General features: G+C 67.5%; 12 protein-coding genes. 2 read left to right on the top strand and 10 right to left on the bottom strand.

What is annotated here, in order from left to right; genetic code table 11:
* Positions 1-15: 15 nt before the first annotated feature.
* The 6 genes from M3A49_RS01675 to M3A49_RS01650 form a co-directional block, all read right to left on the bottom strand.
* Positions 16-1557 carry an efflux transporter outer membrane subunit gene (locus tag M3A49_RS01675; RefSeq protein ID WP_266227233.1) on the bottom strand — a complete coding sequence of 514 codons (1542 nt, stop codon included), beginning with the start codon at positions 1555-1557 and terminating at the stop codon, positions 16-18.
* A complete protein-coding gene (locus M3A49_RS01670) occupies positions 1554-2534 on the bottom strand; it encodes an HlyD family secretion protein (RefSeq protein ID WP_266227339.1) in 981 nt (326 codons plus the stop codon). Before M3A49_RS01670 ends, M3A49_RS01675 begins: the two co-directional genes overlap by 4 nt.
* Before the next feature lie 7 nt (positions 2535-2541).
* The gene (locus M3A49_RS01665; RefSeq protein WP_027818583.1) at positions 2542-2751 is read right to left on the bottom strand and encodes a DUF1656 domain-containing protein; all 210 of its coding nucleotides are present in this window, start codon (positions 2749-2751) and stop codon (positions 2542-2544) included.
* Between the two features lie 37 nt (positions 2752-2788).
* Positions 2789-4927 carry an FUSC family protein gene (locus M3A49_RS01660; RefSeq protein ID WP_266227232.1) on the bottom strand — a complete coding sequence of 713 codons (2139 nt, stop codon included), beginning with the start codon at positions 4925-4927 and terminating at the stop codon, positions 2789-2791.
* Positions 4928-4944: 17 nt separating this feature from the next.
* On the bottom strand, positions 4945-5409 hold the full coding sequence (locus M3A49_RS01655) for a MarR family winged helix-turn-helix transcriptional regulator (protein ID WP_028203102.1): 465 nt from the start codon (positions 5407-5409) through the stop codon (positions 4945-4947).
* Positions 5410-5574: 165 nt separating this feature from the next.
* Entirely contained in the window at positions 5575-6261 is a 687-nt protein-coding gene (locus tag M3A49_RS01650; protein ID WP_266227231.1) for an HAD family hydrolase, read from the bottom strand.
* A 209-nt stretch (positions 6262-6470) separates the two neighbouring features.
* Here M3A49_RS01650 and M3A49_RS01645 point away from each other — a divergent pair, with 209 nt between their 5' ends.
* On the top strand, positions 6471-7229 hold the full coding sequence (locus M3A49_RS01645; protein WP_266227230.1) for a class I SAM-dependent methyltransferase: 759 nt from the start codon (positions 6471-6473) through the stop codon (positions 7227-7229).
* Positions 7230-7261: 32 nt separating this feature from the next.
* Here M3A49_RS01645 and M3A49_RS01640 read toward each other — a convergent pair whose 3' ends face one another.
* On the bottom strand, positions 7262-8407 hold the full coding sequence (locus M3A49_RS01640) for a pyridoxal-phosphate-dependent aminotransferase family protein (protein WP_266227338.1): 1146 nt from the start codon (positions 8405-8407) through the stop codon (positions 7262-7264).
* Between the two features lie 344 nt (positions 8408-8751).
* On the opposite strand from M3A49_RS01640, the gene M3A49_RS01635 reads away from it, so the two are divergent.
* The gene (locus M3A49_RS01635; protein ID WP_069266065.1) at positions 8752-9153 is read left to right on the top strand and encodes a PaaI family thioesterase; all 402 of its coding nucleotides are present in this window, start codon (positions 8752-8754) and stop codon (positions 9151-9153) included.
* Between the two features lie 105 nt (positions 9154-9258).
* Here M3A49_RS01635 and M3A49_RS01630 read toward each other — a convergent pair whose 3' ends face one another.
* From M3A49_RS01630 to M3A49_RS01620, 3 genes are all read right to left on the bottom strand, one after another.
* Positions 9259-10053: an ABC transporter ATP-binding protein gene (locus tag M3A49_RS01630; RefSeq protein ID WP_266227229.1), complete on the bottom strand. Its 795-nt coding sequence runs from the start codon at positions 10051-10053 to the stop codon at positions 9259-9261.
* A gap of 1 nt (position 10054) precedes the next feature.
* Entirely contained in the window at positions 10055-10951 is an 897-nt protein-coding gene (locus tag M3A49_RS01625) for an ABC transporter permease (protein ID WP_266227228.1), read from the bottom strand.
* Between the two features lie 149 nt (positions 10952-11100).
* Entirely contained in the window at positions 11101-12090 is a 990-nt protein-coding gene (locus M3A49_RS01620; protein ID WP_266227227.1) for an ABC transporter substrate-binding protein, read from the bottom strand.
* Positions 12091-12193 lie beyond the last annotated feature (103 nt).

Raw genomic sequence — 12193 nt, 5'->3', positions numbered from 1 at the left:
GAGAGGCTGGCGCCTTTAATTCGCGGGCGTGGGCGCAGTCGCGGCGGTGGCCGCCGGTGCCGCCGGTGCCGGCTGGGTGCCTTGCGCCCCCTGCGGCTGCAGCGTTTGCTGATTGCCTTCCCAGCCGCCGCCAAGCGCGAGGAACAACCGCACCTGGTCGAGCGCGACCTGGCCTTCGGCTGCGGCGACCTGCGCGTGCACAGTGGTGAGCGTGCGCGTGGCGTCGAGGTCGGAGAGGAACGCTTCGCGGCCTGCCGCATAGAGACGATGCGTTTCGTCCGCCGACTGCTGCGCGGACGTGTAGGCCGTGCGCAGCGCGTCGGCGCGCTGGTCGTCGGCGGCATAGGTCGCGAGGCTCGACTGCGTTTCGCGCAGCGCGTTGAGCACCACGCCGTCGAAGTGCGCGAGCGCGCCGCCCGTCGCGGCCTCTGCGGCGCGCACGCGGTCGCGCTGGCCGTTGACCGGGAAGGTCCAGCTGATCAGGGGTCCGAACGACCAGGCATTGGTCGCAGGGGTGAACAGGTCGCTGGTCAGGCCCACCGTGCCCACGCCCGCGCCGAACGTGACATCGGGGTACATCTCGGCGATCGCCACGCCAATGCGCGCCGTCGACGCCGCGAGCTGGCGTTCGGCCTCGCGCACGTCGGGGCGGCGCTTGAGGAGCCCGGCGCCGTCGCCGACGGGAATCGGCTGCTTGAGCCTGGGCAGTCGGCTGCACGCGAGCGCGGCGGGCGGCAGGTCCTTGGGCGCGCGCGCGAGCAGCATGGCGAGCTGATACTGGGCCACGCGGCGGCGTCCCTCGAAGCGCGGGATATCGGCGGCGATCGTATTGGCCTGGGTCTGGCCGCGCGTCACGTCGGGCTGGTTGCCGCGGCCCGCGTCGCGCAGGCGCTTCGTGAGCGCGACGCGCTCATTTTGCAGCTTGAGCGATTCCTGCGCGATCTCCAGTTCCTCGGCGGCCGAGCACGATTCCACGTAAGCCTGCGCCACGTTGGCGACCACGGTGATGCGCGCGAGATCGGCCGCGGCTTCCACGGCCGCGTCGTCGGCGCGCGCGGCTTCCACGCCGCGCCGGAGCTTGCCGAACAGGTCGAATTCGTACGAGATGTTGACGCCGAGGTCGCCCAGCGTCGCGACAGGCACCTTCTCGAACAGGAGGTACTGCTCGCCCGACACCTGCGCGCGCTCGGCGGCGGCATGCGCGTTGCCCGAGAAGCCGCCCTGTGCGTTGGCCACGTCGACCGCGGCCCGCGAGCGCGCGAGGTTCGCAGCCGCCACGCGCAGGTCCGTGTTCGACTTCAGCGCTTCCTGCACGAGTTCGTTGAGCGTGGGGTCGTCGTAGAGCTGCCACCAGTTGGCGGGCACGCCCAGTTGCGAGACGGGCGCATGGTCCGCGCCGTCGATCGGGCCCTGTGCGAGCGGCGCGTTGACCACGGCTTCCTGCGGCACGTGGTAGTTGGGACCGAGCGTGATGCACGCGCCCAGCGCGAGCGTGAGCGGCGCGAGCGCGAGGTTGGGCCAAAAGCGGTGGCGGCGCCAGAGACTGCGGCGTGTCATTGCGAAGCTCCGGCAGCCTGGGAAGCGGCGGGGGCGCTCGCGCCCATAGCGGGCTGCGAAGCGACGGCGCCGCTTGCGTGGTTCGCGTGGGCGGCCTGACGGTCGTTGTTCGCTTCGGTGCGCACGGCCACGGTTGCCGTGCGGCCCGCGATCATGCGGAAATCGTCGGGCACTTCGTCGAGCGCCACGCGCACCGGAATGCGCTGCGCGAGACGCACCCAGCTGAACGCCGGATTCACGTTGGGCAGCAGGTTCGGCGCCGCCTGGCGGTCACGGTCCTCGATCGCGGCGACGATGCTCTGCACATGACCACGCAGCGGTCGCGTCTCGCCCATCACCGTGATCTCCACGGGTTGGCCGATCTGAATGCCGTGCAGGCGCGTTTCCTCGAAGTAGCCGTCCACGCGGAACGAATGCATGTCCACGACGGCGACCACCGCGCGGCCTGCCGTGACGTACTCGCCGACACGCGGCGCGCGGTCGTTCAAATAGCCGTCCACGGGGCTCACGATCGTCGTGCGCTGAAGATTGAGCTTGGCGGTGTCGACCTGGACCTGGGCGTCGGCCGCCGCGGCTTCGCCCTGATCGACGCGCGTGCGGCTTTCCTCCAGCGTTTCCGCCGCCACGAGATTGCCGAGCGCGATATTGCGCGCGTATTCGCGCTTTGCCTGGGCGAGCGTGGCCTTGCGCTGCTCGAGCGTGGCCTCGGCGAGGCGCAGCGCGAGCGAGTAGCGCGCCTGGTCGATCACGAACAGCACCTGGCCTTGCTTGACCTGCTGGTTGTCGGCGACGTCGACACGGGTGATGAGGCCGCCCACGTCGGGCGCGACCTGGATCACGTCGGCGCGCACGCGGCCGTCGCGCGTCCAAGGCGAGAACATGTAGTAGTTGACGATGCGCCACAGCACGAGGGCGGCGACCACGACGACGATGAGCGTCAGCAGGATCTGTCCTGCGGAGAACCAGGTTTTTTTCACGTTCACGTTAATTCACGAAGCGATGCGACACGATGATGACGGCAGCCAGCACGAAGACATAGATGCCGAGATCGAAAATGGAACGATGCCACACGAGCCGGTAAAAGCCGACGCGCGTGAGCACCTTGCCGATTACGACATTGATGAGGTACGCGATCAGCATCAGCACGAGCACGGCGGGCACGAACACGCCAAAGATATCGATTTCGCCGATCATGATGCGGGTTTCGAAAAAGGAAAAGAGGAATGCGCGCTCATGCCGTGGCCTCCGGGTTCGATGGCGATTGCGCCGCAAGCGCCGGATAGAGCGCGATGCGCAGGCCCACCAGCGCGTGCAGCGTGTCGCGCAGCCAGCGCTGCGAGACGAGCGCGCGCGGCGCGGGCTGGGCATCGGCGTCGGCAAGGGTGGCGGGCGGCAATTGCGCGCGCGCGCGGGCCGCGACACGGCGCATGGCGTCGTCGATGCTGGAGAGCAGCGCGGACGGGGCGTCCTGGCGCTCGCTCGCACGCGCGCAGCGCGCATAGTGGTCGCTGACGCCCGCGAGCACACGGTCGATCGCGTCGGGCACGTCGCCGTCGAGCTTGTGGCGCGAGCGCCGCAAATCGAGCGAATTGAGCGCGATACGCAGGTCGCGGAAGCTCTCGATCGACGGATGGCGATGCTCGTCGGAAGCCGCGAGACGCGGAATGAGCTGCATGAGGCGATCGACCATGCGCGAGGTGAGATTGCGCTGGTCCGCGATAGGCGTGGGCGATGCCGAGAGCGCGACGTCGCTCCAGCTCGAGCGCAGGAGGCGCCGCGCCGCGAGTTCGGCGCCGAACGGGCGCGTGACGCGGGTCCACAGATAGGCGAACAGGAGGCCCGCCACGCCGGCGATATTGCTGTTCAGGAAGACGAAGAAGTCTGACTCGTAGGCACTCTGCACGCTGATGAAGGTGGCCGTGTTCACGGCCACGAGCATCGTCACCATGTTGAAGGCCGGACGCGGAATGAGCGTGCCGATCAGGATGAACGGGCCCGCGAACAGCAGCACGAGCATCGCGAAGTCGTGCACCTTGGGCAGCGCGACGAATAGATAAAGGCCCGCGAATACCACGCTCGCCGCGGTGGCGAGGAAGAAGCGGAACACCAGCGGCGCGGGCTCGTCGGACGCCGCAAAAAAGCAGCAGGCCACGGCCGCAAGCGTCACCGCGCCCGCGCCGTCGTGCCAGCCCGAGCTGACCCATAGCCAGCAGGCCACGAGAATCGCGCTCACCGGCACGAGGCACGAGAACAACATGAGGCCGCGATCGTAGAAGCGTTCGGTGCCCCCAAGGCGCCAGTGACGATAGCGCGGCCGCCACGAGCCGATTTTCGCTTCGTGCGCGATGAGCGCGCGCAGTGCGCGGCAGTCCTGCCACACGTCGATCACCTGGCCGAGCCGCCAGAGCGCGTTCGAGAGCAGCGCGCCTTCCCAGCTCGAGAGCGCATCGCGCGCGGGCTGCAGCGTCGCGATGCGCTTGCGCAGAATGTCCGCGGCCGGGTCGCCCGCGTCGTCATGCATGTCGGCGGCGCGCGTGGGCAGCGGTTCGTCGAACCAGCGCGCCGCATCGGCGAGGAGGCTGTCCAGGCCCTCCGGCCACACGTGCAGATCGCGGCGCAGCGCGACGAGCGGGTCGGCGAGCGCGGAGATCATCGGCAGAAACAGCTGCATGCGCCCGCGTAGCGACTCGGCGCGCTCGAGGATCTCGGGGTGCGTGTGGTCGTAGCTCAGCTGGCTCAGCAGGAATTCGAGCTGGTTGACCGTGGCGGCGAGACGTTGACGGCAGGCCGAAAGCGCCTTGCCCGCAATATGGCCCGAGAGCGTTTCGCTGCCGTACCAGGCGGCGTCGCGGAACCATGCGTCGGCGCGCTCGATGAGCGTGGGCGCGAGGCGGCTAGGCAGGAAGTTGCTGCCCACCACACTCGCGCAAATGATGCCGACCGTAATTTCCTGCGTGCGCGCGATCGCCACATCGAACACGGTGGTGGGATCGGTCACGGTGGGCAGCGCGATGAGGGGCATCGTATAGCCCGCGAGCATGAACACATAACTGCGCGCGGTGCGGTCGGAGATCGCCAGATAGAGCAGCGTGCCCGTCCAGGTCGCGACGATTGCGCTGAAGAGCAGCGGCGTTTCGACGAAGGGCGGCACGAGCACGATGGCGGCGGCCGCGCCGAGCGCGGTGCCGAGCGCGCGGTAGAGCGCCTTCGAGCGCGTGGCGCCCACGAACGGGTTCGAGACGATGTACACGCTGGCCATCGCCCAATAGGGTCGCGGCAGCTGAAATTTGAGCGCGATATAGAGCGCTAGCATCGACGCGGCGAAGGTCTTGACCGAAAAGAGCCAGTCGCGGATGGAGGGGTAGGTCATGAGTCCGCTGTCCGCTTTCAGTCGTGTAAGGCCCGGTCAGCCTGGTCTGCGGGAGGGGCTGCATTGAACGCGTTGAGCACGCGCAGCGTCGCTTCGAGGTCGGCGCGGCTCACGCCCTTGAGCACGCGGGCGCGCAGCGAGCGCAGTTCGTCCTCCATGCGCTCGGTCACGGCGCGGCCTTCGCTCGTGAGCGAGATCGTTTTCGCGCGGCGGTCGTCGGGGTCTTCGTCGCGGCGCACGAGGCCTGCGGCGCAGAGTTGGTCGAGCAGACGCACGAGCGAAGGGCCTTCGATGCCCACGTGCTCCGCAAGCGTCACCTGGCGCACGGCTTCGCCAAGCCGACCGGCGGTGAGAAGCGGCGCGGCGCATGCTTCGGAGACGTTGTATGCGGTGAGGGCGCCGTGCGTCGTGCGCCGCCATTTGCGTGCCGCCACGACGAGCGTACTGCTAACCGCAAGACGTAAAGTATGAAGATTTGACATCGGCGGATGATAGCCCAAAGCGATTCGATAGCAAACTATCTTTTTCTTTCGCGGCGCCACGAATCGGATGGTATGCGACTCGTGGGCAGCCTGCTTTCTATCTGGTGCGCGGTGACGCGTACGGCCAACAGTGCGCGAGGCTTTTTCGGCTTGTTTTATACGCGCTTAACGATTTGACCAGCGAGAAAGCAGGGCGGGAAGCTGCATCATGTCGGTGAATACGTGCGCAACGCCCGCCTCGAGCAGCGCCTGCGCGCTGCTGTGGCCGGGCTCGGGCGGACTGTAGCCGAACACGGTGGCGCCCGCCGCGAGGCCCGCGCGCGCGCCCGTGACCGTGTCCTCGATCACGGCGCAGCGGGCAGGCTCCACGCCGAGGCCGGCCGCCGCCGCGAGGTAGACGTCGGGATGCGGCTTGCTGCGCGGCGTTTCGTGGCCGCTGTAGATCTGCCCTGCGAAGCAGTCGAGCAGGTTCACCTTGCGCAGTTGCAACTCGACCTTGCGCCGGTCCGCACCCGAGGCGACGGCGATGCGCCCATTCGTTGCCGCGTGCACCGCGCGCACGGCCGCGGGCGCGCCCGGGATCTCGACGAGATCGCGCTCCAGCGCTTCGTTGCGGCGCGCGCGAAAGCCTTCGAGCCAGGCGTCGGTAATCGCGAAACCCGTATGCGCCTCGATACGCGCGGCCTCGTCTTTCACTGCCTTACCGACGAAGATGCGCATGGCTTCGTCCACCTCGAGCGTCCAGCCGAGTTCGCCCAGCATCTGCGTGAGCACCACGTGCGTAATGCGTTCTGAGTCGACAAGCACGCCGTCACAGTCGAAGAGGATGGCGTCGAAAGGGATGGGGGACATCGTTTGCCTGCGGTTGCGGTTGCATCATGCGGCGCGCATCGGGATCGCGTACGCGAGAGCGCGATGATAACCGGGGTCGCGTTTGCGCGGGCTTTTCGCGGGCAAGTCGCAGAGGCGGGCCGGGGCGGGGCCGCCGTGCAGGTGCGGCGTTGGTCTGCCGCTGCGAAACGATGGACAATAACGTACCCAATTGCCACCCAAACGCTCTGATGTCTACCGACGACAAGAACCCTACCGCAGCGCCCACCGAACTCCCCGGCCGCGCCAGCTACACACAATTCGCCGAACGCTACGCGGAGCAAGCCCCCGTCAAGCCGCACAACGCGCTCTACGAGCGGCCCGCCACGCGTTCGCTGCTAGGGGCGGTCGCCGGGCTCGACGTGCTCGACGCAGGCTGCGGTCCAGGCATCGTGAGCGCGGAACTGGCGGGCGAGGGCGCCCGCGTGCAGGCCTTCGACGTCACGCCCGCGATGGTCGAACTGGCGAAGGCGCGTTGCGCAGGCCTCGCGGTCGACATTGCGCAGGGCGACCTCGCGCGGCCGCTCGACTGGCTCGCGAGCGCCTCGGTCGACCGCATCGTCTGCTCGCTGGCCCTCGACTACGTCGAGCATCTCACGTCGACGTTTCAGGAGTTTCACCGCGTGGCGCGCCCCGGCGCGCTGCTGGTGTTTTCGATGTCCCATCCCATGCGCGACTGGATCGACACGCGCACGCGCGGTTCGCGCAGCTACTTCGAGACGACGCGATTCGGCCTGCATTGGGGCGGCTTCGGCGAGCCGAAGCCGTGGGTGGAAGCGTTCAGGCGCTCGCTTGCCGATATCTTTAACGCGCTCATGGAAGCGGGCTGGGCCATCGACCGCGTGCTCGAGCCCATGCCACAACCGGAAATGAAGGCGGTGTCGCCGGCGCTGCACGCGGAACTGGTGCAGGCGCCGGCTTTCATCTGCGTGCGCGCACGGCGCGTTTGAGGGGTTGAGCGGCCGCCCGGCGCTGCAAGCGCTTAACGCCGCGCTTCGCGCGAGCCGGCCGACAGCGACTCTTCGAGCGCGGCAACCCCGGCGGGCAGATCGACCTTCACGCCGAGATCGCTCATCGTGCGGCCCAGCGCGTGCACGGTGCGAAAGAGGTTGTGCTCGCGGCACTGCTCGCCCATCTGCCCGATACGAACGATCGGGAGACCGAACGATCCGGCGATTTCCACCTGGTATTGCTGCGAGATGTGATTGCACACCTCGCGCGCGGTGACGCCCTCGGGCAGCCCGATGCCGACCACGGAATTCAGGCGGCAGGTTGTCGGCGTATAAAGCGCGAGGCCCAGCGCGCTCACGCCGCTTTGCAGCGCGAGCGAGCAGCGCAGGTGGCGTGCATAGCGTTTTTCGAGCGTTTCCGTGCACACGAGGCGCAGCGCTTCATGGAGCGCCAGCACGCCCGAGACGGGGGCGGTGTAGTGATAGCCGGCGTTGTGCCAGAAGTTTTCGGCGAGCATGGCGTCGAGACACCAGTGCGTGTTCGGCGCAGTGCGCGTGCGCACGCGCTCCCAGGCGGCGTCCGAAAAGGCGATGAGCGAAACACCAGGGATCGAAGAGAGGCCTTTCTGGCCGCCCGTGATGACGACGTCGATGCCCCAACCGTCCATTTCCAGTGGCATGGTGCTCAGCGTGCAGACGGCGTCCACCACCACGAGTGCGCCGGCGGCCTTCGCGAGCTGCACGATTTCCTTGAGCTCGCGGTTCCACACCGTATTGGAGGTTTCGCCGTGCACGATCGTGACGACGGCCGGGCGCGTGCGCTCGATGGCCTGCGCCACGGCTTCGAGCGATGCGATCTCGCGGTCGGCCACCTCGAGCGTGGTGACCTCGGCGCCCACGCGGCCCGCCATTTCGGCCATGCGCTGGCTGAAGAAGCCGTTGACGATGGAGAGCACGCGGGTGCCTGGCCACGCGAGGTTCGAGATTGCCATTTCCATGGCCGCCGAGCCCGGGCCGGCCACGCCGAGCACCCAGTTCGAACGCGTCTGGAACACGTAGCGCGCCATCGTCTTCACCTGGTTGATGACGCGCGCCATGGTGTCGCCTAGGTGATTGATGACGACGGTGTTGGCCTTGGCCACGGCGTCGGGAATCGGCACGGGGCCCGCACCCATCATGAGGAGCGGCTCCTCGGGCAGGATGCGGTCGAGCGTTTCGACGATGGGGCAAGGCACGGGCGCGGCCTCGGCCGCTGCCGCCGCTGCGCGCGAAGTGGCCAGCGGATCGGGGTGGAGCGCGTTGTCGTTCATCTTGAGTACCTGGTTTTACCTGGAAGGGGGGCGTGAGAGGCGCGCGAATGGCGCGCCTTCAGGCAGTGTTGTGCGGCGCGGCAGCCCTGGCCATGTACAGTTGCGCGGAATTTCGCTGAACAGTCGTATGGGCGGCGCTGCGGCCCGCTGCGGCATTGCGGCAGCCACCCTATAATCAGTCGCATCGCCAGATAATGCAAGGAAGACAGCGTATGTCGCAATTCGCCGTGGACAACCCGTTTCTCGAAACGCTCGGTGTGAGCGTCGCGCAGTGGCGCGAGGGCTACGCGGAGCTCGTGATGCCCATCGACGCCTCGAAGCTCAATCGCCAGGGCGTGCTGCAAGGCGGCGCGATTGCCACGCTGCTCGACGCCGCTGCTGGCTACGCGGGGCTCTTCGCACCGGTTGGCGACCCGCCGCGTCATGGCTTCACGCTCTCGCTCACGACCAACTACCTCGACAAGGGGCTTGGCCAGTTCGTGCGGGCGAAGGGGTTTCTGGAGCGCGGCGGCCGCTCGATCTTCTTTGCGCGCGCCGAGGCATGGGTGGACGACCGCCTGCTGATCGCGAGCGCGCAGGGGACGTTCAAGTACTCGTATCCGAAGAAGGCGTGATCGAAGCGTCTCCCGTTTGAATCGGTATCCGAAATAAATTCGCCGATAAGCAGAAGCCCGCCACTTCGACCGAAGGGCGGGCTTTTTTGCGCTACGCGCGCACGCTTATCCCAGCAGCAGCGCGTCGTCGTCGAGCGTCTCGTGGCGGTTCTGCTCGAACATGCGCAGCAGGTCCGGCACGTCGAGGCCGCGGCGCGCATCGTCCGATACGTCGAGCACCACCTGCCCCTGGTGCAGCATCACCGTGCGCTGGCCGTAGTCGAGCGCCTGGCGCATGCTGTGCGTGACCATCATGGTCGTGAGCTTCGCCTCTTCCACGATCCGTGCGGTCAGTTCCAGCACGAACGCAGCCGTTTTCGGATCGAGCGCGGCCGTGTGCTCGTCGAGCAACAGGATGCGCGAAGGCTGCAGCGACGCCATCAGCAGACTCACCGCCTGGCGCTGGCCGCCCGAAAGCAGGCCGATGCGATCGGTCAGGCGATTTTCGAGGCCCAGATTCAACAGACGCAGCTTCGCGCGAAACAGCTCGCGATCCTGCTTTTTCAGCGCGGGGCCGAAGCCGCGGCGCTTGCCGCGCGCCATCGCGAGCGCCATGTTCTCTTCGATGGTGAGCGCCTCGCAGGTGCCGGCCATCGGGTCCTGGAACACGCGTGCGACGAGATGCGCGCGGTCCCACGCGTGCTTCTTCGTGACGTCCTGGCCGTCGATGGTGATCGTGCCGCCATCCACCCTCTGGTCGCCGCTGATTGCGTTGAGGAACGTGGACTTGCCCGCGCCGTTCGAGCCGATCACGGCCACGAACTGGCCGCTCGGAATGTCGAGCGTGAGGCCGCGCAGCGCGCGTGTTTCGATCGGCGCGCCGGGGTTGAAAGTCAGTCTGAGGTCTTTGGCGCTGAGCATCTCATGCCCTCCCGTTCTTGCGGCCAAACAGCTTCTTGCGCGTGGCGGGCAGCACGAGCGCGATCGTCACGAGCACGGCGGTGACGAGATTCAGGTCCTGCGCCTTGAGGCCAATGAAGTCGCTGTTGAGCGCAAGCGCAATGAAGAAGCGATAGAGAATCGCGCCGAGCACGGCGGCGAGCGTGGTGAGCATGAGCCGGCGCGCGGGCAGGATGCTCTCGCCGATGATCACGGCCGCAAGCCCGATCACGATAGTGCCGATGCCCATCGAAATGTCCGAGCCGCCCTGGGTTTGCGCGAAGAGCGCGCCAGCCAACGCGACCAGCGCGTTGGAGAGCGCCATGCCGGCGAGTGTCGCGCGGCCCGTGGCGATGCCCTGTGCGCGCGCCATGCGCGGGTTCGCGCCGGTTGCGCGCAGCGCGAGGCCGTATTGCGAGGAGAAGAAACCGTCCACGCCGAACTTCGCGGCCAGCACGACGACGAAGAGCGCGAGCGGACGCAGCACGTAGTCGGGCAGCCAGGCGGGCTGGATCATCGTGAATACCGTGGACCCGGAAATGAGCGGCACGTTCGGCGCGCCCATCACGCGCAGGTTGATCGAATAGAGCGCGATCATCATCAGGATGCTCGCGAGCAGATCCATGATCTTCAGGCGCACGTTGAGCCAGCCGGTGATGAAGCCGGCGATGGCGCCCGCGACGATCGCACAGGCGGTGGCGAGAAACGGATCGTGACCGGCCGCGATCAGCGTGGCGGCGACGGCGCCGCCCAGCGGGAAGCTGCCGTCGACGGTGAGGTCGGGGAAGTTGAGGATGCGAAACGAGATCAGCACCCCGAGGGCCACGAGACTGAAGATCAAGCCGATCTCGAGCGCGCCCAGAAGCGAGTAGAGGGACATAGGGAAGAATCCTGTTGCGGTCTGCGGCGGCGGTGCGCCGGAGTCGACGCGCGGCGCACCGCCCGGATGGGGCGGCGCGCCGTTGCGCACGTAAGTGGCCGTTATCGGGCCTGGCAATGTGACTGCGTGCGATGCGCCGTGCGGGCGCCTTACTTCACGACCGTGGTCGCGTCCTTGAGCAGGTCGACGGAGAGCGTCACGCCCTGCTTTTGCGCGGCGGCCGGATTCACGAACAGTTGCAGCCGGCTGCTGGTTTCCGAGGCGATCGCGCCCGGCTTCTCGCCCTTGAGAATACGCACGACGACCTTGCCCGTCTGGTGGCCGAGGTCGCTGTAGTCGATGCCGAGCGCCGCGATGGCGCCGCGCTTCACGCTGTCCGTATCCGAGGCGACGAGCGGGATCTTCGCGTCGTTGGCGACCTTCACGAGCGCTTCGTAGGCCGAAACGACGTTGTTGTCGGTGTTCGTGTAGATCACGTCGACCTTGCCGATCAGGCTCTTCGCAGCGGGGCCGATGTCCACGGTGCGCGGTGCGGCGGCTTCCTTGAGCGTCATGCCCTGTTGCGCGAGCAGTTCCTTGAGCGCCTTCACGACGACGACCGAATTCGCTTCGCCGGGGTTGTAGACCATGCCGACGGTCTTCGCGTTGGGCACGACGCGCTTGATGAGCGCGACCTGCTTGTCGAGCGGCAGCTTGTCGGACACGCCGGTCACGTTCGTGCCGCCAGGCGTCCACGTCTTGACGAGCTGCGCGGCCACCGGATCGGTCACGCCCGAGTACACCACGGGCACGGACTTCGTTGCGGCCACAACGGCTTGTGCCGAAGGGGTCGCGATGGCCACGATCGCGCTCGGGTTGTCGCCCACGAACTTGCGTGCGATCTGCGCGGCGGTGCCTGTGTTGCCCTGCGCGCTCTGATATTCCCACTTGAGGTTCTTGCCGGCGTCGTAGCCAGCGGCTTTGAGTTCGTCGCGCACGCCGTCGCGGATCGCGTCGAGCGCGGGGTGCTCGACGATGGACAGCACTTCCACAGTCGCGGTTTCGGCGGCGCGCGCGGCGCCCGAAGTCAGCGCGAGCGCGGCGGCGCCGGCGATCAGGGAAAGGGCGGCGGCAGCGGCTGCCTGCTTGAAGGTCTTCATTCTGTTTGATCTCCCCCGAGTGCTGGGTTCTTGCGGTTTTTTCGGATCTGCAGGGTGCGGCGTCGCCGGCTTCACGCGTGGCGCGAGAGCACGCGGCATGCGC

The organism is Paraburkholderia sp. CNPSo 3076, assembly GCF_026343935.1.
GTDB lineage: Bacteria > Pseudomonadota > Gammaproteobacteria > Burkholderiales > Burkholderiaceae > Paraburkholderia > Paraburkholderia nodosa.
The sequence above is the reverse complement of the archived record's forward strand: the minus strand, read 5'-3'. Positions and strand labels throughout refer to the sequence as shown.